The sequence below is a fragment of the Roseivivax marinus genome (assembly GCF_900109705.1).
Lineage (GTDB): Bacteria > Pseudomonadota > Alphaproteobacteria > Rhodobacterales > Rhodobacteraceae > Roseivivax > Roseivivax marinus.
In genome coordinates this window covers 17025-42866 of sequence record NZ_FOAI01000003.1, presented here as the reverse complement: position 1 = coordinate 42866, position 25842 = coordinate 17025, and the positions used below count along the sequence as shown (strand labels likewise).

Genomic DNA, 25842 nt, shown 5'->3' with positions numbered 1-25842 from the left:
TTCGTCCCTTGGCAAATCCCGCAAACACCCGACACGCCCAGCGCAAACCCGAACACAACCAAAGCGCGACAAACCTGTATGACACATCATCGATCTTGGCTTCTCGCTGCCCGGCGATACGCTGAATGGGATTACCTTGCGCCCATCGGGATTCGGGCGACATTTTTTCGTGTGGATATTGAATGGCATTCTCGGACGACTTTTCCGGCGCATTGCTTGCCGATGGCTGGTCCGTCGAAGGTCCGGCCACGATCTCTTCGGGCCTCGGAGGCGACGGGACGGATGCGTGGTTTGAACTGACGACCTCTACCCAGAACCACGACATCTGGAATACCAACCGCGCCGCCCGCGTCATGCAGGACATGACCGACGAGGATTTTTCCCTCGAGGCGCGCTTCCTGTCGACGCCCACCCAGCGCTACCAGATGCAGGGCTACCTGGTGGAACAGGACGCGCAGAACTGGCTGCGCTTCGACACGTACTCGAACGGCAGCACGCTCTACGCGTTCGCCGCGATCACCGAGAACGGATCCTCCCGCGCCGCCTTCAGCGCCGCGATCCCCGCCGGCAGCGCACCCTACCTGCGGCTCGAGCGGGTCGGAGACACCTACACATTCGCCTATTCCCAGGACGGTGCGACGTGGACCACGGCCGGCTCGCTCACCAACGCGATGACGGTGACCTCGGCGGGCGTCTTCGCCGGCAGTTCGGGCAGCGCGGGCAGCTACACCGCGCGGATCGATTACGTGGAAAGCGCCGATGATCCCATCGCGACGGAAGACGGCGTCAGCGCGCCGCCCCAGCCGATGGACGATGCGCTCGCGACGCCCGAGGACACGGCGCTGATCCTGACGCCGACCGATCTACTCGGCAATGACAGCGACCCGGACGGCGATCCGCTGACGCTGGTCTCGGTCGGCGCACCGGCGCAAGGCACCGTCACCGACAACGGCGACGGCACGTGGACCTACCAGCCCGCGACCGGCTATGTCGGCGACGACAGCTTCGCCTACACCGTGACCGACGGCACCACGGAGGTCGATGCCACGGTCATCGTCACCGTCGGCACCCTGCCCCCGCCGGCCTTCGCCTCGGACGATTTCCATGCCGCCACGCTCGCGCCCGACTGGAGCGTCATCCTGCCGAGCGGGTCGTCCCAGGGGCTGGCCGTTGAGGGAGCGGACTCGGTCCTGACGCTGACCACGGGGTCCGGAAACCACGACATCTGGAACACCAACCGCGCCGCGCGGGCGATGCAGGAGATGTCGGACGAGGACTTCGCGCTCGAGGCGCGGTTCCTCTCGACGCCCAGCGCGCGTTACCAGATGCAGGGCTACGTGGTGGAGCAGGATGCGCAGAACTGGCTGCGTTTCGACACCTATTCCGACGGCAACAAGCTCTACGCCTTTGCCGCGATTACCGAGAACGGATCGTCACGGGCCGCCTTCAGCGTCGCGATCCCTGAAGGCGCCGCGCCGTTCCTCCGGCTCGAAAGGGTCGGTGACACCTACACCTTCACCTACTCGCAGGACGGCACGACCTGGACCACCGCGGGGTCGCTGACCAACGCGATGGCGGTCAGCTCTGCCGGTGTGTTCGCCGGCAGCGCGGGCACCGCCGGCAGCTACACCGCGCGCATCGACTACGTGGAAAGCGCCGCCGACCCGATCTTCACGGAAGACGGGATCAGTGCGCCGCCCGAGGCGGTGGATGACGCCCTTGCCACGCCGGAAGACACGGCGTTGATCCTCACAGCCGCCGACCTGCTCGGCAACGACAGCGACCCGGACGGCGATCCGCTCACGCTCGTGTCGTTCGGCACGCCGGGGCACGGCACGCTGACCGACAATGGCGACGGCACCTACACCTACCAGCCCGCGGCGGGCTATACCGGCATGGACGTCGTGAGCTACACGATCAGCGACGGCACCTCCGAGGCCAGCGCGACGCTGGTTCTGACGGTAGGCACGCCGCCGCCGCCGGCCTTCCTGCCGGACGATTTCCACGACGGCGTGCTCGGCCCCGAATGGACGCGGATCACGCCCGACGGCACCGCCCTTGCCTTCGCGACCAGCGGCCCGGATTCCGTGTTGGTCCTGTCGACCCGCGAGGGCAATCACGACATCTGGAACACCAACCAGGCCGCGCGGATCATGCAGGAGGTCAGCGACGAGGACTTCGGACTCGAGGCGCGGTTCCTCTCGACGCCGTTTCAACGGTTCCAGATGCAGGGCTTCGTTGTGGAGCAGGATGCGCAGAACTGGCTGCGCTTCGACACCTATTCAGACGGTGCCGCGCTTTACGCCTTCGCGGCCATCACGGTGAACGGGAAGTCCTCGACGGCGTTCCGCACGACCCTCCCAGAAGGAACCGCCCCGTTCCTGCGGGTCGAGCGGTCCGGCGACACGTTCACCATGCTTACCTCTCTGGACGGCGAGACCTGGCGCGAAGCGGGCTCTTTCGTCCATGCCATGCAGGTCACCCAGATGGGCGTCTTTGCGGGCAGCACCGGCGGGGCGATGGGCCACACGGTCGAGGTCGACTACGTCCAGACGGACGCCCGCCCGGCTCTGACCGAGGACGGCATCACCGGCCCCCCGTCCGCCACGGACGATGACATATCGACGCCCGCGGATACCGCGATCGAGTTGACGGCCAAGGACCTGACCGGCAACGACAGCGATCCCGACGGCGACCCGCTGACGATCACGGGCGTCACCATGCCCTCGAACGGCACGTTGGTGGCCAACGGCTCCGGCGGGTTCACCTACACGCCGAACGCCGGATACAACGGCTACGACGCGTTCGACTACACGGTGAGCGACGGCACCAATACCGACACCGCCACAGTTCGGCTGACCGTCGGCACCCCGCCGCCGCCGGCCTTCGGGTCGGACGACTTCCACACCGGCGCACTCGACTTCGGCTGGACGCTGACCCTCCCCGAGGGCACGTCGCAGGGCCTCGGCGGCGATGCGGACGACGCCTTCCTCACGCTGTCGACCGGACCCGGCAACCACGACCTCTGGGGCAATACCCGCAACGCCGCCACGGCGATGCAGGTGGTGGGCAACACCGACATGACCCTCGAAGCGCGCTTTCTCGACCAGCCGACCGAGCGCCACCAGATGCAGGGCTTCCTGTTCGAGGCCGACGAGACGAACTGGATGCGTTTCGACCTCTACTCGGACGGATCGCGGCTCTACGCTTTTGCCGCGGTGACCGAGGACGGCCGCACCAGCACCGCGATCCGGACCACCATCGACGAGGACACCGGATACATCCGCGTAGAGCGGACCGGCGACGTCTACACCATGTTCACCTCGGTGGACGGGGTGAACTGGAGCAGCGCAGGCACCGCCACCAGCAGCATGGAGATCACCGCCGCGGGCCTCTTCGCGGGCAGCGTCGGACCAGATGCCGCCCTGACCGCGCGGGTCGACTACGTGGAGTCCGATGCCGACCCGATCAGCGTCGAAGACGACGGCTACGAGCCACCCGCGACTCCGCCCGAGCCGGCCCCCGATCTTTTCAAGATGGATCCCGGCACGGTGCTGGCCTTCACCGAAGCGGACCTCACCGCGAACGACTACGACATCAACCGCGATCCTCTGAGCGTCGTCGCGATGACCGATCCCGCCAACGGCACGATCACGGACCTCGGCGGCGGCAACTATACCTACACCCCCGATCCGGGCTTCGAGGGCACCGACACCTTCCAGTATTCGGTGACCGACGGCGGCTTCGTGTCCACCGGCTCCGTTACCGTGCTGGTCGACCTGTTCGACGCGGTTTCGGATGACTTCTCGGGCGGCGCGCTCGATCCGGCCTGGCGCTTCGAGGGCATCGCGGGCGAGGCGCGCATCGGCTACGAGGGCAACGACGCGATGGCGCTGATCGTCTCGCCGCAGGGCGTTCAGGTCAGCGCGTCGAACGTGATGACCACGCCGCGGATCGTGCAGGACGTGCTCGACCTCGACTTCGACATCTCCGCCGGCTTCCTCTCCACGCCCACGCAGCAATACCAGGAGCACGGGCTGCTGGTGATCGAGGACGAGGGCAACTGGCTGCGCTTCGACCTGGCCTTCACGGGCAGCACCCGCACCCTGATCGTCGGCACCATCGTCGATGGGCAGACGGAATATCCGCTGTTCCGGGCCACCAGCGCGACCATCGAGGACCTGCGCATCGTGCGTGAGGGGGACGCGTTCTCGTTCCAGTATCGCGGCGGCGGCAGCGACTGGATCGAAGCCTTCACCTACGAGCGCGCGATGTCCGTCACGGAAGTGGGTGTGTTCGCGGGCAGCACCTCGTTCACCGGTGAAGTGCCGGGCTACATCGCCGAGGTCGACTGGTTCGAGACCGTGCAGGAGCCCATAACCGCCGAGGACGGCACCTACGTCCCCGTCAACCACGCCCCAGTGGCGCAGGACGTCTCGATTGGCGTGCCCGAGACGGTAACCTTCGACGCCTCCGACCTGCTCAGGACGTCCTACGACCCCGATCTCGAAGACACTCTGTCGCTGGTGTCCGTGGGCACGGTGTCCGAAGGCACGCTCATCGACAATGGCGACGGAACCTTCACCTACACGCCGACCCCGGGCTTCGACGGGATCGCCACCCTCGACTTCACCGTTACCGACGGCGCGCTGCAATCGAGCGCGACGGCCACGCTCGACGCGCGAGACCCGATCGACATCTGGTACGGCGACACCCAGAGCTTCGGGACGCCCGGCGAAGGGCAACGCTGGATCAACATCCTCGGCGCGGTCGCCCCGAACGTGGTGGACCTGGGATATCGCCTGAACGGCGGCCCGGTCCGCGAGCTGTCCATCGGGCCGGACACGCGGCGCCTGCAGGAGGCGGGCGACTTCAACATCGACATCGACTATGCCGAACTGGACGGCAGCGCCGCCGATGACATCGTGACGATCGTCGCGACCATCGACACCGGCGCGGTGTTCGAGCGTGACGTGACCGTCGATTACGTCGCGGGCGACGGCTGGGACAAGACCTACGCCATCGACTGGGAGACCGTCACCGACATCCAGGAGGTGGTGCAGGTCGCCGACGGAACCTGGAGCTGGGACGCCAACGGCGTGCGTCCGGTGGATCTGGGCTACGACCGGCTGCTGGTGCTCGGCGATCAGGGATGGGACAACTACGAGCTCAACCTCACCATTACCCCCAACGACCTGACCAACGTCGATCCCAACGGACGCGACGGCGGCGCATTCGCCATCGGGATGCTCTGGGATGGTCATACCGAGGGGCGCTTCATCGACTGGCAGCCGGCCTCGAACTACGAGCCCGGCGCCGGGTTCTTCTATACCGGTCGTTTCAAGAGCCACAGCTATCACAGCTTCTCGGAGGTGCTGGGCATCGACGGAATGACGGTTGAAGAGGATACGACCTACAACGTCACCGTTCGCGTCGAGCAGGGCGATCTCTACGACCGGGTCTACTCGATGAAGGTCTGGGAGGCCGGCACGCCGGAGCCGGTCGACTGGACCCTCAAGACCTACGAGAGCTTCTCGATCGACGAGGCACCGGCCACCGGCTCGATCTATCTTAATGCCCATTACTACGACGTGACCTTCGGCGATCTGAGCGTGACCGAGATCACCGGCGACGACATAATCCAGGGCGACGCAACGGACGAGCTGTTGCTGGCCGTGGACCCCTTGAGCGCGTCTCCCGGACAGGGCGAGACGGACGTGTTCGTGGGCGGAGGCGGGGCCGACGAATTCGTGCTCGGCCAGCACGGCACCGTCTTCTACGACGATGGCGTCGCCACCAGTGACGGGCGCGCGGACTATGCCTTCGTCTGGGATTTCGAAGCGGGCACCGACGTGGTCCGCCTTGCCGGCACCGCAGCCGACTATCGCCTTTCGGTGGACGAGGCCGGCCTGCCCGCCGGCACGGCGATCTGGCACATCGGCGCCGCCGGAGAGTCCGACGAACTGATCGGCGTCCTCAACGCCGTCTACGACCTGACCCTCGACGACGAGAACTTCGCCTACGACGCGCTGTTCGTCTGAGCAGGGAAGGACCACTGCACCACCGGCCTCGCTCGGCCACCGAAGACCCTCCGGGATTGGCCCGGATCACGACCATAGACCCGATACCTTTTCGAACTGCCTGCTTTTCCACCTCGATCCAAGAGGAGTCCAAATCGTTATGAAAACAGCCATTCTTGCCGGCGGGAAGGGAACCCGCCTCGCCGAGGAAACCAGCGTCCGGCCCAAGCCGATGGTCGAGATCGGCGGCCGCCCGATCCTGTGGCACATCATGATGATCTACTCGCACTACGGCTTCAACGACTTCGCCGTCGCGCTGGGGTACAAGGGCGACTACATCAAGCGCTACTTCGCCGAGTACGGCTCGCTTCACGGCAACCTCACTGTGCGGATGGGGTCGGACATTCCCGTCGAGCCGCACCAGCGCAACCACGCGCCCTGGGCCGTCGACCTGATCGAGACCGGAGACGAGACGCTGACCGGCGGTCGGGTGAAGCGGCTGAAACCCTACATGGGCGACGGCACCTTCATGCTGACCTGGGGCGATGGCGTGTCGGACGTGGACATCCCCAAACTCATCGACTTCCACAAGTCGCACGGCAAGCTCGCCACGATCACCGCTGTGCGGCCGCCTGCGCGCTACGGCCACATGAAGTTCGACGGCGACAAGGTCACCGCCTTCGAGGAGAAGCCGCAGACCGCCGAGGGCTGGATCAACGGCGCCTTCTTCGTGCTGGAGCCCGAGGTCTTCGATTACATCGAGGGCGACGACGTGATGTTCGAGCACGCCCCGCTCGAGAACCTCGCCCGCGACGGACAGCTCATGGCCTACCGGCACGAGGGCTTCTGGTCCGCGATGGACACCCTCCGCGACAAGCACGTTCTGCAGAAGCTCTGGGATACGGGTGACCGTCCCTGGGCCCGTTGGGAGCAATGACCATGAAAGTTCTCGTCACAGGAAACCGCGGCTACATCGGCGTCGTGCTGACCCCCATGCTCCGCGCGGCCGGCCACGAGGTCGTCGGCCTGGACAGCGATCTCTACGAGCGCTGCACCTTCGCACCCGGCGGCGACATGATCGACGTGCCGACGCTGGTGAAGGACGTCCGCGACGCCGAACCGGCGGACTTCGAGGGCGTGGACGCCGTGATGCACCTCGCGGCGCTTTCGAACGATCCGCTCGGCAACTTCCGCCCCGAGACCACTTACGACATCAATTTCGAAGGCACGATGCGGGTCGCCCGCGCCGCAAAGGCGGCCGGCGTGTCGCGCTTCGTCTTCTCCTCGTCGTGCTCGAACTACGGGGCGAGCGGTGCGGACTTCATCGACGAGACCGGCGCCTTCAACCCCGTCACGCCCTACGGCGAAAGCAAGGTGATGTCCGAGCGCGGCCTCGCCGGGCTGGCCGACGACACCTTCTGCCCGACTTTCCTGCGCTCGGCCACGGCCTACGGCGTCAGCCCGCGGATCCGGTTCGACCTCGTCCTGAACAATCTCGTGGCGTGGGCGGTGACAACCGGCAACATCCACATGAAGTCGGACGGCACCCCGTGGCGGCCGATCACCCATATCGAGGACATCGCGCGCGCCTTCACCGCGACGCTCGACACCCCGGTCGAGGCGATCCGCAACGAGGCGTTCAACGTCGGCGTCACCGAACACAATTACCAGATCCGCGAACTGGCCGAGATCGTGGCCGAGGTCGTGCCCGGCTGCGAGGTGACCTTCGCCGACGACGCCGGCCCGGACACGCGCTGCTACCGGGTGAACTGCGACAAGATCCGACGGGTGATGCCGCACTTCGAGCCGCAATGGGACGCCCGCCGGGGCGCACAGAGCCTCTACGAGGCCTACAAGGCGCAGGCGCTCACGCTCGACGAGTTCGAGGGCACGCGCTACCAGCGCATCGGCCACATCCACAAACTGATCGGCGACGGCATCCTCGACACCTCGCTGCGCCACCAGGTCAAGCGCGTGGCCAGCGTCACCGACGCCTTCCGCAGCGACGCCGCGCAGGTGCACTGCATCTCGTGCGATCATCACGGGCTGGAGCCGATCCTCGACCTCGGCCTGATGCCGCGCTCGGACGGCCTGCTGGAGACCTCGCGCCTCTCCCAGAGCGAGAGCCTCGTGCCTCTGCGGCTGGGCTACTGCCCGCACTGCACGCTGGTCCAGCTTCTCGAGACGCGTCCGCCGGAGGAGATGTTCGGCGACGACTACGTCTACTTCTCGTCCTTCTCCGAAGACCTGCTCGCCCACTCCAAGGCCAACGCCGACGAGCTGATCGAGCGCAACGGACTCGGCCCAGATCACCGGGTGGTCGAGATCGCGTCGAACGACGGCTACATGCTGCAGAACTTCAGGAACCGCGGCATCCAGGTGCTGGGCGTCGATCCGGCCTCGCAGCCGGCGGGCGCGGCGATCGAAAAGGGTATCGACACCCTGGTCGACTTCTTCGGCACCCGCGTCGCTACCATGCTGCGCGAGACGCGCGGGCCGGCGGACCTCATCATCGCCAACAACGTGGTGGCCCATGTCGCGGATCAGAACGACCTCGTGCGGGGCATGGAGACGCTGCTGTCGGACACCGGCCAGGTGGTGGTCGAGTTTCCCTACGTCCGCGACCTGATCGACTTCATCGAGTTCGACACGATCTATCACGAGCACCTGTGCTACTTCTCGGTCGGCTCCGCCAAGGCGCTGTTCGAGCGCAACGGTCTCTTCCTGAACGACGTGCGGCGTCTGCCGATCCACGGTGGATCGCTCCGGCTCTATTTCGGCAAGACGGCGGATCCGTCTCCGGCGGTGACGGAGATCCTGGCCGAGGAGGCGGCGCTCGGGCTCGACCGCTACGACTACTACGCAGATTTCGGGAACCGGGTGCACGCGTTCCGCGACGCGGCGCGCAAGCTGGTCTCGGACATCCGCGCCGATGGAAAACGCATCGTGGCCTACGGCGCGGCGGCGAAGGGCACGATCATGCTCAACTACCTCGCGCTCGACTCGTCCTCGATCGAGTACGCGGTGGACCGCAACATCCACAAGCAGGGCAAGTTCATGCCCGGCGTGCGAATTCCGATCGACGATCCATCGCGTCTTGAGACCGACCGCCCGGAATACGTGATGATCCTGCCGTGGAACTTCCGCGACGAGATCGTCCGCCAGCAGGCGGCGTTCCTGGAAGCCGGCGGCAAGTTCGTCGTGCCGATCCCGAACCTAGAGATCGTGGGTGGCTGACATGAGCGACACGCCCTGCCCCGCCTGCCAGTCGCAGCGGACCGTTCCGATCTACTCGCTCGACGCGATCCCGGTGCAGTCGTGCATCCTCCTCGACACCGAGGAGGAGGCGCGGTCCTTCCCGCGCCGGCCCCTGCACCTGGAACTGTGCAAGTCCTGCGGTTTCGTGTTCAACGCGCTCTTCGAGCTCGAGATGGTGGACTACGCCTCCACCACCGAGGAGAGCCAGCACTTCTCGGGCACGTTCAACCGCTTCGCGCAGACCCTCGTGCAGGACATCGCCGCGCGCGAGCGGCTCGACGGGCGGCTCGTGCTCGAGATCGGCTGCGGCAAGGGCGACTTTCTCAAGGAACTGGTCGCCACCACCGGCAGCCGCGGATTGGGCGTCGATCCGGGCTTCATCCCCGACCGCTTGCCGGGCACGGACGACCGCGAGATCCGCTTTCAGCGGGAATACTTCGACCCCGCCAACATCGCGGAACGGCCCGATTACGTGGTCTGCCGTCACACGCTCGAGCATATCCCCGAGGTCGGACCGTTCATGTCCGATGTCTCGGCGGTGCTCGACGGGCGGCGCGACGTGGGCATCTTCTTCGAGACGCCGGATGTGGCGCGCGTGCTCGATGAAGGCGCCTTCTGGGACATCTACTACGAGCATTGCTCCTACTTCACGCTGGGCAGCCACGCCCGCCTCTTCCGGCAGGCGGGCCTCGGCGTGCAGAAGACCGACCTGGCCTATGAGGGGCAGTACATCATCCAGTACGCCCAGCCCGGCGACACGCCCGCGCTCGCACAGGAAGATGATCTTGAGGAGCTGCACGCGCTGGCCGAGACCTTCCCCGAGAAAGTGGCGCAGGTCCGTCGCCACTGGCACGATTTCGTTGCCGACCGGCATCGTGACGGCCGTCGTGTCGCGATCTGGGGCGGCGGGTCCAAGGGCGTGTCGTTCCTGACCACCGACGGGCTCGGCGACATGGTCGCCAACGTCGTGGACGTCAATCCGCACAAGCAGGGCAAGTACCTGCCCGGCGCCGGCCTGCGGGTGTCGGCCCCCGACGAGCTGCGCGAGGCGCCGCCCGACACGGTGATCGTGATGAACCCGGTCTACGTCGAAGAGATCCGCGCCGATCTCGCCGCGATGGACCTCCACCCCGAACTGGTGGCGGTGTGACATGAGCCTCTCCACGAACTGCCCGCTCTGCGGATCGACCGATTTCGAGACCTTCTTCACGCTGCCCCGGGTGCCGGTGATCTGCAACCAGCTCTGGCCCGACGACGCAGCCGCGCGCGCGGCGCCCACGGGCGCCATCGACCTCGCCGTGTGTCGAAGCTGCGCCTGCATCTGGAACAGCGCCTTCGACCCGGAGCGGATGCGCTACGCGCCGGGCTACGAGAACGCCCTTCACTTCTCGCCGACCTTCCGCGCCTTTGCAGACGAGCTCGCCGCCGACCTGGTCGACCGGTTCGACCTGAAGGGCCGCACGGTCATCGACATCGGCTGCGGCGACGGCCACATGCTGGACCTGCTCTCGCGGCACGGCGCGGCCGAGGCGATCGGTTTCGACCCGTCGATGGAGGGCGTGACCTCCCCCTTCACCGAGCGCGAGGGCGTCGAGATCGTGCCGGAATATTTCCGCTCCGAGCAGCTCGACCGGCCCTTCGACGCCATCGTCTGCCGCCACGTGCTCGAGCACCTGGACGAGCCGCTGGCGTTCCTCAAGGACATTCGCGCGGCCATCGGCGACCGCGACGTCCCGGTCTACATCGAGGTGCCGAACGCGCGCTGGATGCTGGACGCGAGCTCGATGTGGGACGTGATCTACGAGCACGTGGGCTACTGGACCGAACCGTCGCTGGTCACGCTGTTCCGCCGCGCGGGCTTCGAGCCGACGCAAGTGCGCGAGGGCTACGGCCAGCAGTTCCTGATGATCGAGGCACGCCCCGGCACCGCCGACCCCTACTACCTGCACCCCGACACCCGGAGCGTCCTGCGCCTCGCCTCGGCCTTCGGCGAATTCGCCCGGACCGACCTCAAGGTCTGGCGTTCGCGGATCGGCGCTCTGGAAGGACGCGCGGTCATCTGGGGCGCGGGATCGAAGGGCATCTCCTTCGCCAATGCGCTGCACCTGTCGGGACAGGAAATCGCGGCCTTCGTGGACCTCAACGAGCGCAAGCAGGGCCTCGTCGCGCCCGGCGTGGGCGTGCCCATCGTCGCGCCCGACGCGCTGGGCGAGATCGCTCCGTCGCTGGTGCTGATCTCGAACGCGCAATACCTCGACGAGATCACCGCCCAGACCCGCGGCATGGGCCTCGACCCGGCTTTCGCGGTGGTGACGGGATAGCGGAATGAGCCAGAGCCGCGTCGTCCTCTCCGAACGCCTCGTCGCCCTCAACTCGGCGTCGAGCGTTCTGGCACGCGGGGTAAACTTCGTTGTCCTGCTCTGGGTCTACCAGTATCTCCTGCGCCGCATTCCCGCGCAGGAGTTCGCCATCCTGCCGCTCGTTACGGCGTTGATGGTCTTCGCACCGCTGTTCTTCTCGTTCTTCATCGGCGGCATCGTCCGCTACATGGTCGATGCCTGCGCCAAGGGCGACTTCGTCGAAATGCGGCGCATCTCGGCGTCGATCTTCATCGTCATGCTCGCGGCCACGCTCGTGATGATCCCGGTAGGCGTCATCTTCGCGTTCCAGGTCGAACATGTCTTCAACGTGGCGCCGCACATGGTGCCCGATCTTCGAGTCATGATCCTGCTCATGCTCGCAAACTTCGCCTACAAGACGATCACCGTGCCCTTCACGACCGCCTACGCGGTCACCCAGCGCTACTTCGAAAAGAACCTGCTCGACGTGCTCGGGGATCTGATCCGGGCAGCGCTGCTGCTGACCCTGCTTCTGACGCTCGGACCCCGGGTGATCTGGGTGGTCGTCGCGACCGTGATCGCGGAATCTTCCATGAACACCATCATGCTCGTGCGCTCGTTCCGGATCCTGCCCGAGTTGCGCTTCGAGCCTCGGTTGTTCTCGGCCTCGACGGCGCGAGAATTGACCGGCTTCGGGCTATGGACCACGTTGGACCGCCTCGGCGCAGTGCTGCACACCCACGCCGCGACGATGGTCCTGAACCTCTACGGCACCGCGGTCGAGGTCACCGCCTACCACGTGGGGGCAACCTTCTTTCGCCAGCTCGAAAGCACGATCAAGCTCGCGGCGCTGCCGCTGCAGCCGGCGGTGACCGCCATGAACGCGCTGGGCGACCGGACGCGTCTCGGCAACACGGTCTTGCGGGCAGGTCGCTACGGCCTCTGGGTCTCGATGTTCCTGGCGACCCCGATGATCGTCTACGCCGACGTTGTCGTGGGACTCTACCTCGGGCCGGACTACGGCGTCGCGGCGTGGGTCCTCGTCCTCTTCATGGTGATCTTCCCGTTCACCCAGCCGACGATCCTGCTGGCCAGCGCCGCGCTCGCGACCAAGCAGGTTCGGTCCTACGTGGTGCCGGCGTTGATGTTCCAGAGCGTCGGCGTGGTTCTGATGTTCGTGTTCGCCGACGGGCTGGACCTCGGCGCCCCGGGCGTGACGCTGGCGCTTACCGTCGTCGCGATCGTCTCGCACCTGGGATACTTCTGGCGCTTCTGCCTGCGCCTGACGGGGCGGTCCTTCACGGAGTTCGCCACCCAGACGCTGCTGCGAGGTCTGGCGCCGGCGGCCGCGGGCGCCTGCGCCTGGGTCGCGCTGCGCCTGATCATGCCGCCCTCCGGTTGGACCGAGCTGTTCCTGCAGGGCGTCATCGGCGCCTGTGTCTACCTCCTGGTGCTGATCGGCGCCTGTCTCGACCCGCGCGAGCGCGGACGTGTCCATTCCATGTGGGCGAGGTTGTTCTCATGACCAATCGGACCATGACCCCGGAGCCCGGCGGGCAACTCGTTTCGATCGGACTGCCCGTTTACAACGGCGCAGATTACGTCGCCGAAGCCATCGACTGCCTGCGCCGTCAGACACACGGCAATATCGAGATCATCATCTCGGACAATTGCTCGACCGATGAAACGCCGGCGATCTGCGAACAGGTTGCTCGGCAAGACCCGCGCATCCGCTATTCCCGGACCGACCGCAACCTAGGGGCGGCCGGCAATTTCAACCGGGTGGCCCGGCTGGCGCGCGGGCCGTTCTTCGCCTGGGCCAACCACGACGACCGTTGGGCGGATAGCTACATCGAGCAATGCCTCGAAGCGCTGGACGACCGTCGTGATGCCGTTCTGGCCTATGCGCGCTCCGAGAAGATCGACGAGACCGGGCGCACACTTCTGTCGCTCAACGCGAACCTCAGGCTCGGGGCCGAGCGCCCTTCGGACCGTCTCCGCCGCTACCACGATCACTTCATCGCCGTGGACCGGCGGCGCGGCTGGGGCCGCGAGCCGATCGAAGGGTTCTGGATCCCGGTCTACGGCCTTGTGCGGACCGAGGCGCTGATGCGAACCCCGCTGATCCGGGACTTCATCTCGTCCGACACGGTGCTGATCGAGGACCTGCTTCTCCTCGGTGCCTTCGTCGAGATCGACGAGGTCCTGTTCTACAAGCGCGACCATCAGGACCGGTCGATGCGCGACAGCGAAAGCTATGACGCGCGGGCAGAATGGTTCACGGGACGCGCGCCGTCGCGGCTCCTGTTGCCGCGCTGGCGCATGATCGCGGCGCGGCTGGGGTCCGCCGCACGCCTGCCGCAGAGCACCGGCCAAAAGCTCGCCTGTCTTGCCGAGGTACTGTCCTTCTACGTGAGGCGCAGGTCCGAGACCAATGCCTTGGTCAAGGAGATCCTGGCCAACGCCGAACGTTTGCTGAGACGCGGCGACCAGAACGCGCGCGTGTTCGAGAAATGGTGAAACCCCTGGACCGGTCTCGTGACCGGGCGACCGTGGCACGATGCCGAGGAGACGACACATGTCGCTAGATGTCAGGTATCTCTTCTGGATCCTCCGGATCCGGTTCACCTTGTTCCTGTCGGTCGCGGCGGTTGTCGTCGCGGCGGGCCTCGCGGCCGCCGTGGCGCTGCCGCAGGTCTACAAGGCGCAGGCGGCGCTTCTGGTGGAATCCTCCCAGATCCCGAGCGACCTCGCGGCCTCTACGGTGCGCACGGACTTCATGATGCACCTCCAGCGCATCCAGCAGCGGATGCTCACGCGGGAGAACATGCTCGGCATTGCGGAGACGCTGTCGCTTTACGACGACGCGCCCGAGATGGAGCCGGACGATATCGTCAGGGACATGCGCGACCGGCTGACCTTCCAGCTGTCCGGCGGACGGGGGAACGCGCTCTACGTGGCGATCTCGGCCGAGGCCGACACGGGCCCCAAGGCCGCGGCGATCGCCAACGAGCTGGTGACCCGCACGATCGAGGCGGACGCCGAGTTCCGCGAGAAGATCGCCACCGGCACGCTGTCCTTCTTCGAAAAGGAGGTCTGGCGTCTTGGCGAGGAGCTCGACCAGATCGACCGCCGCATCCTGGCGTTCCAGAACGACAACGTGGGCGCCCTGCCCGAGACGCTCGACTTCCGCATGAACCGCCAGAACCTCCTGCGCGAACGTCTCGCCCAGGCCCGGCGCGAGATCGCGCAGCTGGGCGATCAGCGCCGTCGGCTCGTCGACGTGTTCGAGGCGACGGGCCGCACCGACACCATCGCCCAGCGGCCACCCACCCGCGAGGAGGAAGAGCTGTCGACGCTGCGCAACGAGCTGACCTCGCTCAGCGCGGTTTTCAGCGACAATAACCCCAAGATCAGCGTCCTGAAGAGGCGCATCGCGCTGCTCGAGCGTGCCATCGCCGGGCAGTCGCCGGCCGATCCGCCGAACGAGACCCCGGGCGCGGGCGTCCTCGAGGCGCAGCTGGTCGAGATCGACAGCCAGATCGAGACCCTGAAGGAGACAGCCGCGACGCTCGAGGACCAGGTCGCCGAAATGCAGGTGGAGATTGACCGCACGCCCGCGAACGGCATCACGCTTGGGTCGATGGAGCGTGAGCGCGACAACGTCCAGACCCAGTATGACCGAGCCGTCGCGCGCATGTCCGATGCTGCCACGGGCGAGCGGATCGAGTTGCTGTCGAAGGGCGAGCGGCTGTCGGTGGTGGAGAACGCGGTGGTCCCGACCCATCCCGCATCGCCGAACCGCAAGCTGATCGCGGCGGCGGCGGCGCTGGCCGGTCTCGTGTTCGGCCTGGCGGCGGTGACGGTGGCCGAACTGCTTTCGCCCTATATCCGCCGGCCGGTCGAACTGACCAAGTCGCTGGGCGTGACGCCCCTTGCCGCCATTCCATACGTGGCGACGCCGTTCGAACCGCTCTGGCGCGGGCTGCGCCGGGTCGCGGTGCTGGCCCTGATCGTGGGCGTCGCCGGCGGCGGGGCGCTGCTGCTCGACCGTCTCGGCTATCCGGCCGTGGAGATCGGCCAGAGCCTGCTGACCCGTCTGCAGCAGCTGACCGGCTGAGCGTGGCTTCGGCCGGGCGCGTGCTTCGGCGCTCGGACGGGCGTCAACGACGATCCGCTTCAATGCCCATCGTGCGGGCGGGGCTGGCGAATGCTGGTCCCGCCTCTTGCATGTCCGATTTCCGCACCGGCCCCCGGGCGCCTTGCGCGCGTCTCGGCATGTGAGACCCGCGTCTCGAAACAGACGCTGACCGCCACAGCCTCGCTGCCGATCCGAAACGGTCGGCCCGGAGACCATGGCACCTCGTCTCGGAGCACCCCGTTCTTCGCCCCGCAAACGCACTGCGGCCCGCCCGGGCAATAGCGCCCCGGCGGACCGAGAAAGTCGTGTCGATGTCAGGCGTGGATCAGGCCGTCCGGCGCTTGCTCCGTCCTGCCCAGAAGAGCCCGCCCAGCACCGCGAGCATCGCCGGGAGAGCCGGCGGCAGCGGCACCGGGGACGGCGTGCTCATGCCGGCAAGGCGGTCGGCCCTGATGTGCATGTCGCTGGACACCGTACGTCCCAGCGCGATGTCGATACCATCCTCGAGCCAGACCGACAGGCGCGAGCCGTTGTCGAAGTTGACCGGCGTCGTCCAGTCGTCCCAGCTGAGATGGTTGGTGGTGAAGATGCCCATGAACGAGAAGAAGATACCCGTCCCTTCCGTCTGGCTGGACGCTTCGGTCGGCGCGGTGAAGAAGAGGTTCACCACGACATCGTAGACCTGCTTGCCCCGGCTGCGGACAGTCCAGTCGATGATGTCGCGCAGGTGCCAGACTTCTCCTTCCTCGCTGTAGGTGTGCGAGACCTCGCCGGGTTGCGAGAAGGCCGCGGTGACGCCGCACCTGCTTTGGCAACTCCGGGCCTGCATATCGATGCTGGATTGATCGACATCGAGCGTAAACTCCTGCATCGCGCTTGCCGAAACCGGTTCGGCCCAGGAGAGAGACAGGGCGGCCGCCACGGCGATCAGCCCGGGCCGCGCAATTCGGTTCGAAAATGAAGGCATGATCAGAGCGTCTCTTTGGAAATGGACTATGGAGACGATGATGCCTGCGTGGCCCGACGCTGACTAGCGTAGGAGGAGCGGCCTGACGGAGCTTACGAGTAATACAACCTAAACGAACGTAGTCGTACCCCTGCAAGGCGAGATGCGGTCATTCGGTGGCTTGCCCGCCCTGCGTATCGCGATCGGCGGGTGCACGCGCACCGGATCGAGTGCAGATCAAGCGTCGCACAGCAACCGAAAGATAATACACAAGAAAATATACGACGACGCCCAGCCCCAGCGGCAAAAGCAGACGACCGGCGCCCGATCCGAGGTCGAACGCGAAAGAAATTGCTAAAGACAACCAGAGGGAGAAAGTCGAAGCGAGCAGCGCGGCGATCATGACGGCCCTGTTCGACTGATTTTCCACTTCTTCGGTCTCGGGCATCGGTACCCTTTCCACGCGTGGGCAGACGTCTCTTTACACAGGTCCCTGTCTAAGCGACCCGCCCGTTTTTCTCAAGTTTGCAATGAGTCGGACGGCTGCTTCCCGCGAGCATGGAACACGAAACGGAAGCCGATGATGCGATTACGCTTCAAATACTTGGAAGCCTCGGCGGCCTCGCCCCGCATCTTGCACTGCGCGGAGACGTCGCGCCCGCGAAGCCGCCGCACACCCGGTCCAACGCGCCGACGCGGAGACCCGTTTGCGTGCATACAGGTGCTCGCCTCACACAGGCAGGCCGACGCCTTGCCCCGCCACTTCGAAGTTTCTTGGCAGCACACGCGCGCAAGGCCAGTGCCTCCGCGCGTCGCCTCTGGCCAGCCTGGCGCGCAAGAACGTTGGCGGGCCCGGTTCCATCCCGTAGGATCGCCGTCATATTGCATCGCATTTTCATCGAGGTCTTCGAGTCATGGAATTTCCCGCGAAGAAGATTCGTGTCGGCCTGCTGTGGCATTCCGCCAAGTCCGCCAATCTCGGCGTCGGCGCCCTGACACTCGCCAACATCGCGATCGTCGAGAAGGCCGCGCGCGATCTCGGCCTGCGCGCGGAGTTCACGATCATCGGGTGGAAGGACCGCCGCCCGCCCTGCACCGGGCGGCAGGTGCGCGAAATCGTCGAGTTGCGCCTGCGCGATTTCGTCGGCAGCTCGGGCCGCCTGGCGCAAACGCTTCGCGACTGCGACATGGTCATCGATATCAGTGCCGGGGACAGCTTCACAGACATATACGGGGTCAAGCGCGCGGCGACGATGATCGCATCGAAGGCACGGGCCCTGTCGGTTGGCACGCCCCTTCTCCTCGCGCCGCAGACCATCGGTCCGTTCCGCACCGCCTGGGCCCGGCGGGCCGCGATGGGCGTGATGCGCCGGGCCACGCTGGTCTGCACCCGCGACGACCTCTCGGTCGAGTTCCTGCGCTCGGCGGGCTACGGCGGCCGGATCGTCGCAGCGAGCGACGTGGCCCTGCGCCTGCCGTTCGAGGCCGTGGCGCGCCCGCCGAGCGGAAGGTGCCGGGTCGGGCTCAACGTGTCGGGCCTGCTGTTCAACGGTGGTTATTCCGGCACCAACATGTTCGGCCTGCGCGATTCCTATGCCGACACGATCCGCGCCCTTCTCGACCGGCTGACGGCCCGTCCGGATCTCGAGGTTCATCTCGTCCCGCATGTTCTGTCCGACGATATGCCGGTAGAGGACGACCACGCCGCCAGCGCCATTCTCGCCGGAGAGTTCCCCTCGGTCATCCTCGCGCCCCGGTTCCGCGACCCCGTGGAGGCCAAGGGCTACATCGCGGGCATGGACGCCTTTGCCGGAGCCCGGATGCATGCCTGCATCGCCGCGCTGTCGTCCTGCGTCCCGGTGCTGCCGATGGCCTACAGCCGCAAGTTCGCCGGGCTCTTCGGCGGGCTCGGATACGATCGCGTGGCCGACCTGCGCGAGGACTCCACCGCAGAGATCGTGGCGAGCGTCGAGGCGGTGATCGACGACCGCGACGCGCTGCGTCCGCTAGTGCGCGACTGCCTCGACCGCGGACTGGCGCGGCTGGCCCTCTACGAGGACGCCGTCGCCGACACGCTGCGACAGGCGGCGATGGCCGCGGCATGAGCCGCGCGCGTCCTGATCTCGACGCGGTACTCTCGGGCAACCTCTGCACAGGCTGCGGTGGCTGCGCGGCGGTGGCACCGGATGCCGTGACGATGCGGATGACGACCGATGGCGTCCTGCGCCCGGACACCGGCGGGCGCCCCCTCCCCGCCCCTGCGCGCGACCGGATCGCGGCGATCTGTCCGGGCGCAGGCCTCACGCTGGAACGCGGTGCACGGCCCGAGCATCCGCTTTTGGGCCCCTATCTGCGCATCAGCGCAGGCCACGCCATCGATCCCGAGCTCCGCCGGGCCGCGTCCTCCGGCGGGGTCCTCTCGGCGATGCTGGTTCACCTGCTCGAAACCGGCACCGTCGCGCGGGTTTGGCAAACCGGGCCTGACCCGGCGCGCCCCATCGCCAACCGAACCGTTCAGAGCAGTACTGCGAAAGAGGTGAAGGCCGCGGCCGGGTCGCGCTATGCTCCCTCCGCGCCGCTGGAGGGGATCGAGGACGCGCTGACTTCGGGCCTGCGCCATGCCTTCGTCGGCAAGCCCTGCGACATCGCGGCGCTGCGCGCACTCGCACGTCTGGACGCGCGCGTAGACGCGACCTTCCCGGTCATGCTGTCGTTCTTCTGCGCCGGTGTGCCGAGCTTGAACGGTGCCCGCACGGTCCTGTCCGCGCTCGGCACGTCCGAGGCCGAGACCGCCCGCTTCCGCTATCGTGGCGACGGCTGGCCGGGCTACGCCACTGCGACGCTGCGGGACGGACGCGCCGTTCGCATGAACTACGCCGACAGCTGGGGCCGTATCCTCTCGCGGCAGGTCCAGCATCGGTGCAAGCTCTGTCCCGACGGCGTCGGCAGCTTCGCCGACATCGTCTGCGCCGATGCGTGGGAGACGGACGACCGGGGCTATCCGGTCTTCGAGGAACGCGACGGGCTGAGCGCGGCGATCGCACGCACCCCGCTTGGCGCGCGCCTTTTGCGCGACGCGGAGATCGCCGGCGCCATCGCGCTTTCGCCACTCGACCCCGAGGCGCTCGTCGCCATGCAACCCGGACAGGTGCGCAAGCGCCGCAGCGCCGCGCCACGCCTGGCGGCTTTGCGACTCGCCCGGCAGCCTGCGCCGGTCTTCACCGGGTTCCACCTCTGGGACAACGCGCGCCGGGCCGGCCTGCGCACGGGCCTGCGCGAGTTCCTCGGGACCATACGGCGGGCGGCGCGGCGTGCCATCGGGCGCGGACGGGTCCCATCCACCACCGCCCGCTGCAGCCAGCACCTTCAGCATCCGTCGGTCTAGGGGCGGTGACATCTCCCGTCAGCCATTGCGCGTGCGACTTGGATTGCCCCGCACGCGCGGGTGATCGCGACGGAATCCGGGGTCCGGAACGCCACGTCACGACGCCGCTCGCAGGGCATTACCCGGCTTCACACACTCCTTGAATGTGTCTGCGGCGCGGCAAACGGTCCCGTTTGCGGCAAAGTTGACTTTAGGTCATGACATGTTTCGGCATATTCCCGCCGATGATGGCAGGTGTCGGGAACTTTATCCCAGCCCCCCGGGAAACATTTGAAAACCCTGCGACGGATCGCAGGAGCACCCGCATGACGGGTAATCATGATTCACTATCCTTTTTCGGACGACACGAATTCCAAGGGCGAAATATTGCCGCGGAAAGGAACCGTGGCAGTCCGCGCGTTGCCAGATTTTTGGCCCTACTCTAGGTGAGTGTTCAGCAGTCACTTCACCCCAAAGTTGTTTCAGTCATTGCCGGAGCGCTAGCCGAGCTGCCGGGCTTCGCCGATCGCACGCCGAGCCGTTCACCACCCTCCCCGGTGCGGCCGAACCCTGCCGTGTGCCCGGTCTTTCCGGGGTCTGAAGCGCGATCCTGATGCCATACGCCGCGACACACTTTTTCCCGGCTCGGCATAGAACGAGAGGAAATGAGAATGCCAACAGGTGGCGAAACAATTGCCATTTCGACCCGCGCGGAGCTGCTCGACGCGCTGTCGTCCGCCAGTGGCGGCGAGACGCTGGTGCTGGCGAACGGCCGCTACGGCGACCTCGACGTGGACAACCGCAGCTTCGGCAGCGAGGTCACCATCGTCGCTCAGAACCGCCTCGGCGCGAAGTTCGACTCCGTCTCGGTGAGCAACTCCGACAACGTCCGAATCGACGGCGTCCACGTGGACAACCCCTCGAACGGCACCGGTGGCTCCTACGTCGTGGGCATCACCGACGGCAGCACCAACGTGTCCTTCGTGAACTCCGAGGTGAATGGCCCCGTCGACGGGAACTACAGCGGCCACTACGGGATCTACAGCTCCACCGGCTCGCGCAACGTGACCTTCGAGAACAACTACGTCCATGACGTCAAGAACGGCGGCACGTTCATCAACACCTCCGATCTGACCGTGTCTGGCAACACGATCGACTACATCGGCAACGACAGCTTCAAGTTCCTCAGCATCGACGGCGCGCTGATCGAGGACAACATCGGCGCGAGCCATGTTTACGCCTCCGACGGCGCCCACCTGGACTTCATCCAGTTCCAGGGCTCGGATTCCCGCGACATCACCATTCGCGGCAACGTCTACCTGCCCGAGACCGCGGCTGATGTTCAGGGCATCTTCATGGACGATGCGCACTACACCAACGTGCTCATTGAGGAGAACATCATCGTCACGGGCATGATCCGCGGCATCTCGGTGACCAGCGGCACCAACGTGGTCGCCCGCAACAACACCGTGCTCGACATCCCCGGTACCGGCAGCAAGGCGACCTTCGTGATGGTCCCCGACGGCCAGAGCTACAACAACATCCAGAGCGCCTATCCCGGCCACGCTCTCGGTGAAGTGGGCGGCAACCTCGTGGTGCAGAACGCGGACCCGAACGGCGCCTGGCACTACGACGATCTCTTCGCCAACGCCGACGAGGGCCTTGGCGTGACGCTCGAGGGCCTGGCCCCCGTCGCAGGCAGCGAGGCCGAGAACTACGGCGCATACGACCGGCTGATGGAGCTGCTCAACGGGACGTCCTACGAGCCCGAGCCGGCCCCCACCCAGCCCGAAGAGCCGACCGAGCCCGAAGAGCCCGATACCACCGAAGAGCCGGACTCGACCGAAGAGCCCGTGGTCGAGGAAGAGCCTGCCGCTCCGACCGAGGACACCTCGGGCGACGTGGCTGCCCCGGAAACCGGCACGCTCGACGGCGCCGCGTTCAGCCTCGTGGGCGACCTCTCGATCGGCAGCCGGTCGGACGTGATGGAAGTCGCGCACGATGCCGCCTTCGAACTCGACGCCGGCACCCTCGCGATGTCGTTCACGCTAGACGAGGCATCCTCGCGCCAGGGTCTCGTGACCAAGGACGCGTCCTATTTCGGCGGCGGCGGCAACCACTTCGCCGCGTATGTCGAAAACAACATCCTGCGTATGCGCTTCCAGGACGGCGAGACGTCCGAGGAGATCAAGGTCGACGGCATCAAGGGCGGCCAGGCCTACGATCTCCAGGTCGGCTTCGACGGGACCGAGGCGGTCGCGTGGCTCGACGGCACCAAGGTCGGCTCGGTCGATACCGGCATGAGCTGGGCGGACAATGTCGAGTACATGCAGCTCGGCGGCCTTGGCTGGGGCAGCGCATCGGGCGCGTCCGGCTTCACCGCCGCAATGTCGGGCACGATTTCCGACGTCGTGTTGGTGGACGGCGTGCGCACGCCCTCGGCCATCGAGAGCATCCTCGCCGACGGCGTGGTTCCCGCCTACGAGCCGGACGCCGAGACCGACCCCGAGCCGACCCCGACCGACGGCCCGTCGGCGACCGTGGCCGACGCGGCGCTGTCGCTGCTCGATCCGATGGACTTCGAGAGACAGTCCGACGTGCTGGAATTCGCTCCGAGCGATGCGCTCAACATCGCAGACGGCACCATCGCACTGACCTTCGAGACCGATGACACGTCGGGCCGCGAGGGAATCCTGACGCGTGATGCGAGCTACTTCGCCGGCGACGGCAACCACCTCAGCGTCTACCTCGAGAACGACACGCTCAAGGTCCGCTTCCAGGACGGCGCCTCCGAAAAGACCGTCTCGGTCGACGGAATCGAGGCCAACCGTCCCTACGGGCTTCAGCTGACCTTCGATGGCGCCGAAGCCAAGGTCTGGCTCGACGGCGAACTGGTCGACACCGTCGACACCGGCATGAGCTGGGAATCGAGCCCGGAATACCTGCAGGTCGGCGGCCTGGGCTGGGGCAGCGCCTCGGGAGAGCCGGGCTCGCGCAACTCGTTCGACGGCACCATCGAGGACCTCGTGATCCTCGAGGACGTCTGGAGCCCCGACGAGGTGCAGCAGATCATCGCCGAGGCTGACACCATCGGCTGACGGCGACGCCTTTCACGGGCCAAAGCGCCCCCCGCGCGGTCAGACGTGCGGGGGGCGTCTTCATTTCTGTTGTCAAAACGGCAGGAGCGTGGATACTCGACAGGATATTTTTGAAGACATTTTTTTGGAGCGATTGACGGATGCGCGACCATCCCGATCCATTTGACGTGCCGGTGCGCGACCGGTCCGCCCGCATCGCGCGACGCGCCGACTCCGCTACATCCGCCTCGGACGGGTCACAGGAACCGATCGTCTCCATCGTGGTGGTCAGCTACAACACCCGAGAGATGACGCTCGACTGCCTGCGGTCGGTCGCGGCCGAGACCCGAACCCCTCACGAGGTGCTGGTCTGGGACAACGCCTCCACCGACGGGTCGGCCAAGGCCATAGCCCAGGCATTTCCGGACCTTGCCCTGACCGCGTGTCCCGAAAACCTCGGCTTCGCGAAGGCCAACAACCACGCCGCACGCGCCGCGCGCGGACGCTACATCCTCCTTCTCAACCCCGACACCGTGGTGCTCGACCGCGCGATCGACCGCCTTCTCGACTTCGCGCGCACCCGGCCAGAGGCGGGCATCTGGGGCGGACGGACGGTCTTCGCCGACGGCAGCCTCAACGCCGCGAGCTGCTGGGGCCGCATGAGCCTCTGGAGCGTGGCCTGCCAGGCCCTCGGGCTGTCGCACGCCCTGCCCCGCAGCGCCCTGTTCAACCCCGAGAGCTATGGCGGCTGGCAGCGCGACGACGAGCGCGCGGTCGACGTGGTGTCCGGCTGCTTCTTCCTGATCGAGGCGGAGACGTGGCGCGCGCTCGGCGGGTTCGACGAGACCTTCACGATGTACGGCGAGGAATACGACCTGTGCATGAGGGCGCGTGCCACCGGTGCCGCGCCACGGATCACGCCGGACGCCCGGATCGTCCATCACGTCGGCGCGTCTTCCAAGGCCCGCGCCCAGAAGCTTGTGATGCTCCTGCGCGCCAAGACCACGCTGATCCGGCGTCACTTCCCGCGCGGCCAGCGCCGCGCCGGGGTTCTGGCGCTGACCTGCTGGCCGCTGTCTCGGGTGGCCGTGTCTCTCTGCCTGGCGCGCCTGACCTCCAGTCCACGCTGGCGCGAACGGCACGCTGCCTGGTCGGACGTGTGGCGCCAGCGCGCAACGTGGCGTGCAGGCTACGGATGACCGGGGGCCGACTTGACCGACGCACGCGTTGATCTCCGACTTGACCGGCCGGCAGCAGGGCCCGCCGCCGTCAGTCAGGCGCGGACGGGTCCCTGGCCCGCCAAGCTGCTCCTGTTCACGCTCGCCGTGCCGTTCTTCTTTCCCGTCGGGCCGTTGTTCCTGACGGCGGACAGGTTCCTTCTGCTTCTGCTCTTCCTGCCCTGCATGAAGATCTGGCTCAGCGGCGGCGCGGGCCGGATCATTTTGCCCGATATCGCTCTCATCCTGTTCTGCCTCTGGACCGTGCTGAGCATGGTTGTGGTCGACGGGGCGTCCAGCGTCGTCGAGGCTGCCGGGATCAACACTGTCGAAACCTTAGGCGCATACCTCGTCGGGCGCTGCTTCGTCCGGAGCGCCGCCGACTTTCGCAGTGTCGCGCGCTTTCTCGTGTTGATGATCCTCGCGATGCTGCCCTTCGCGCTCCACGAAACGCTGACCGGGCAGAACTACCTGCTGAGCGTCGCGAACAAGGTCTGGCCGTCCTACGCCGATGTGCCAAAAGAACCGCGCTGGGGCCTCGATCGCGTGGCGCTGACGTTTTACCATCCGATCCTCTTCGGTGTCTTCTGCGGCAGCGGTTTCGCCATATGCTACTTCGTCCTCGGCTATGACCGGCCCCGCATAATACGCATCACCCAGACCGCGCTCGTGGCGCTGGTCGCAACGCTGTCGCTTTCCTCGGGGCCGCTGACTGCCCTGGTTTCTCAGGCCAGCCTGATCGCCTGGGACAGTGCTCTGCATCGGTTCCGGAAACGGTGGACCGTCCTGCTGTGCGGGGTAGGCACACTATGGATCTCGCTCGAAATCGCCGCGAACCGATCGGTGCCGGAGCTGTTCCTGACATATTTCGCCTTCAATCCTTCGACGGCCTACAACCGGATCCGCATCTGGGAGTTCGGCGTGCTCTCGATCCAGCAGCACCCGTTGTTCGGCATCGGGCTTTCGGGCGACTGGGTCCGGCCGTGGTGGATGGGAGACAGCATGGACATGTTCTGGATCGTCTCGGCCGTGCGTCACGGCCTGCCGGCCGGCCTGTTGATGCATCTCGCGTTCATGTCGATGGTCATTCTGGTGGCGCTGAAGCCACGCCTCGGCGACCGCGACGCGTCGTACAGGCTGGGCTTTCTCGTCTGCATGACCGGGTTCTACCTGGCCGGCTGGACGGTTCACTACTGGAAGGTCATCTACGTCCTTTTCATGCTGTTGCTCGGCTCGGGCGCCTGGCTGCTTGGCGCGTCCGACACCCAGGAGAGCGAAGAAACCGACTCCGCTCCCTGCGGAGCGGGGACGCGGCCCCGGCGAACCTGGTCCCGCGACACGGAGGATTACGCCCAGCGCCATCCGAAATACACGCGGAGCGAGAATTCTTCACAACGTCACAAGACTTGAGACATTCGGTCGAGGCTCGCGTTGCCAAAGACCACTCGCCCCGCAATAGTTTGACCCAGTTCCTTTTTCG

The 25842-nt window shown here is 66.5% G+C and carries 15 protein-coding genes; 13 read left to right on the top strand and 2 right to left on the bottom strand.

The genetic code is table 11. From position 1 onward, the window contains the following. The first annotated feature begins 182 nt into the window (after nt 1-182). From BMX29_RS04710 to BMX29_RS04675, 8 genes are all read left to right on the top strand, one after another. Nucleotides 183-6041 (top strand): cadherin-like domain-containing protein, encoded by a 5859-nt coding sequence (locus tag BMX29_RS04710; RefSeq protein WP_092810836.1) that lies wholly within the window; start codon nt 183-185, stop codon nt 6039-6041. A gap of 139 nt (nt 6042-6180) precedes the next feature. Next, nucleotides 6181-6957 (top strand): glucose-1-phosphate cytidylyltransferase, encoded by a 777-nt coding sequence (gene rfbF, locus BMX29_RS04705; RefSeq protein WP_043843653.1) that lies wholly within the window; start codon nt 6181-6183, stop codon nt 6955-6957. A gap of 2 nt (nt 6958-6959) precedes the next feature. Beyond that, entirely contained in the window at nt 6960-9257 is a 2298-nt protein-coding gene (locus BMX29_RS19405; RefSeq protein ID WP_217644374.1) for an NAD-dependent epimerase/dehydratase family protein, read from the top strand. A 1-nt stretch (nt 9258) separates the two neighbouring features. Continuing rightward, nucleotides 9259-10428: a class I SAM-dependent methyltransferase gene (locus tag BMX29_RS04690; protein WP_092810834.1), complete on the top strand. Its 1170-nt coding sequence runs from the start codon at nt 9259-9261 to the stop codon at nt 10426-10428. A gap of 1 nt (nt 10429) precedes the next feature. Beyond that, on the top strand, nt 10430-11599 hold the full coding sequence (locus BMX29_RS04685) for a class I SAM-dependent methyltransferase (RefSeq protein WP_092810832.1): 1170 nt from the start codon (nt 10430-10432) through the stop codon (nt 11597-11599). Between the two features lie 4 nt (nt 11600-11603). Next, nucleotides 11604-13142 carry an MATE family efflux transporter gene (locus BMX29_RS19125; RefSeq protein WP_175471127.1) on the top strand — a complete coding sequence of 513 codons (1539 nt, stop codon included), beginning with the start codon at nt 11604-11606 and terminating at the stop codon, nt 13140-13142. Next, the gene (locus BMX29_RS19120; protein ID WP_175471126.1) at nt 13139-14137 is read left to right on the top strand and encodes a glycosyltransferase family 2 protein; all 999 of its coding nucleotides are present in this window, start codon (nt 13139-13141) and stop codon (nt 14135-14137) included. Before BMX29_RS19125 ends, BMX29_RS19120 begins: the two co-directional genes overlap by 4 nt. A 58-nt stretch (nt 14138-14195) precedes the next feature. After that, on the top strand, nt 14196-15737 hold the full coding sequence (locus BMX29_RS04675) for a GumC family protein (RefSeq protein WP_175471125.1): 1542 nt from the start codon (nt 14196-14198) through the stop codon (nt 15735-15737). 346 nt (nt 15738-16083) lie between these two features. On the opposite strand, the gene BMX29_RS04670 is transcribed toward BMX29_RS04675, so the two are convergent. Then, the gene (locus tag BMX29_RS04670; RefSeq protein ID WP_092810828.1) at nt 16084-16725 is read right to left on the bottom strand and encodes a hypothetical protein; all 642 of its coding nucleotides are present in this window, start codon (nt 16723-16725) and stop codon (nt 16084-16086) included. 148 nt (nt 16726-16873) lie between these two features. Continuing rightward, on the bottom strand, nt 16874-17152 hold the full coding sequence (locus BMX29_RS18765) for a hypothetical protein (protein WP_139196928.1): 279 nt from the start codon (nt 17150-17152) through the stop codon (nt 16874-16876). A 466-nt stretch (nt 17153-17618) separates the two neighbouring features. Here BMX29_RS18765 and BMX29_RS04665 point away from each other — a divergent pair, with 466 nt between their 5' ends. The 5 genes from BMX29_RS04665 to BMX29_RS04645 all read left to right on the top strand — a co-directional run bounded on the left by BMX29_RS04665 (nt 17619) and on the right by BMX29_RS04645 (nt 25772). Continuing rightward, entirely contained in the window at nt 17619-18809 is a 1191-nt protein-coding gene (locus BMX29_RS04665; protein WP_092810826.1) for a polysaccharide pyruvyl transferase family protein, read from the top strand. Continuing rightward, nucleotides 18806-20089: a Coenzyme F420 hydrogenase/dehydrogenase, beta subunit C-terminal domain gene (locus BMX29_RS04660; protein ID WP_092810824.1), complete on the top strand. Its 1284-nt coding sequence runs from the start codon at nt 18806-18808 to the stop codon at nt 20087-20089. Before BMX29_RS04665 ends, BMX29_RS04660 begins: the two co-directional genes overlap by 4 nt. 644 nt (nt 20090-20733) lie before the next feature. Continuing rightward, nucleotides 20734-23166: a LamG domain-containing protein gene (locus BMX29_RS04655; RefSeq protein WP_092810822.1), complete on the top strand. Its 2433-nt coding sequence runs from the start codon at nt 20734-20736 to the stop codon at nt 23164-23166. A gap of 140 nt (nt 23167-23306) precedes the next feature. Further along, nucleotides 23307-24344 (top strand): glycosyltransferase family 2 protein, encoded by a 1038-nt coding sequence (locus BMX29_RS04650; RefSeq protein ID WP_092810820.1) that lies wholly within the window; start codon nt 23307-23309, stop codon nt 24342-24344. Between the two features lie 12 nt (nt 24345-24356). Then, a complete protein-coding gene (locus tag BMX29_RS04645) occupies nt 24357-25772 on the top strand; it encodes an O-antigen ligase family protein (RefSeq protein ID WP_092810818.1) in 1416 nt (471 codons plus the stop codon). Nucleotides 25773-25842 lie beyond the last annotated feature (70 nt).

Bases quoted from the DNA above. Each gene is read 5' to 3' on its own strand.
- rfbF (WP_043843653.1), top strand. From the start codon at position 6,181: ATGAAAACAGCCATTCTTGCCGGCGGGAAGGGAACCCGCCTCGCCGAG.
- BMX29_RS04655 (WP_092810822.1), top strand. From the start codon at position 20,734: ATGAGAATGCCAACAGGTGGCGAAACAATTGCCATTTCGACCCGCGCG.
- BMX29_RS04685 (WP_092810832.1), top strand. From the start codon at position 10,430: ATGAGCCTCTCCACGAACTGCCCGCTCTGCGGATCGACCGATTTCGAG.
- BMX29_RS19120 (WP_175471126.1), top strand. From the start codon at position 13,139: ATGACCAATCGGACCATGACCCCGGAGCCCGGCGGGCAACTCGTTTCG.
- BMX29_RS18765 (WP_139196928.1), bottom strand. From the start codon at position 17,152: ATGCCCGAGACCGAAGAAGTGGAAAATCAGTCGAACAGGGCCGTCATG.
- BMX29_RS04710 (WP_092810836.1), top strand. From the start codon at position 183: ATGGCATTCTCGGACGACTTTTCCGGCGCATTGCTTGCCGATGGCTGG.
- BMX29_RS04690 (WP_092810834.1), top strand. From the start codon at position 9,259: ATGAGCGACACGCCCTGCCCCGCCTGCCAGTCGCAGCGGACCGTTCCG.
- BMX29_RS19405 (WP_217644374.1), top strand. From the start codon at position 6,960: ATGAAAGTTCTCGTCACAGGAAACCGCGGCTACATCGGCGTCGTGCTG.
- BMX29_RS04650 (WP_092810820.1), top strand. From the start codon at position 23,307: ATGCGCGACCATCCCGATCCATTTGACGTGCCGGTGCGCGACCGGTCC.
- BMX29_RS04675 (WP_175471125.1), top strand. From the start codon at position 14,196: ATGTCGCTAGATGTCAGGTATCTCTTCTGGATCCTCCGGATCCGGTTC.
- BMX29_RS19125 (WP_175471127.1), top strand. From the start codon at position 11,604: ATGAGCCAGAGCCGCGTCGTCCTCTCCGAACGCCTCGTCGCCCTCAAC.
- BMX29_RS04660 (WP_092810824.1), top strand. From the start codon at position 18,806: ATGAGCCGCGCGCGTCCTGATCTCGACGCGGTACTCTCGGGCAACCTC.
- BMX29_RS04665 (WP_092810826.1), top strand. From the start codon at position 17,619: ATGGAATTTCCCGCGAAGAAGATTCGTGTCGGCCTGCTGTGGCATTCC.
- BMX29_RS04670 (WP_092810828.1), bottom strand. From the start codon at position 16,725: ATGCCTTCATTTTCGAACCGAATTGCGCGGCCCGGGCTGATCGCCGTG.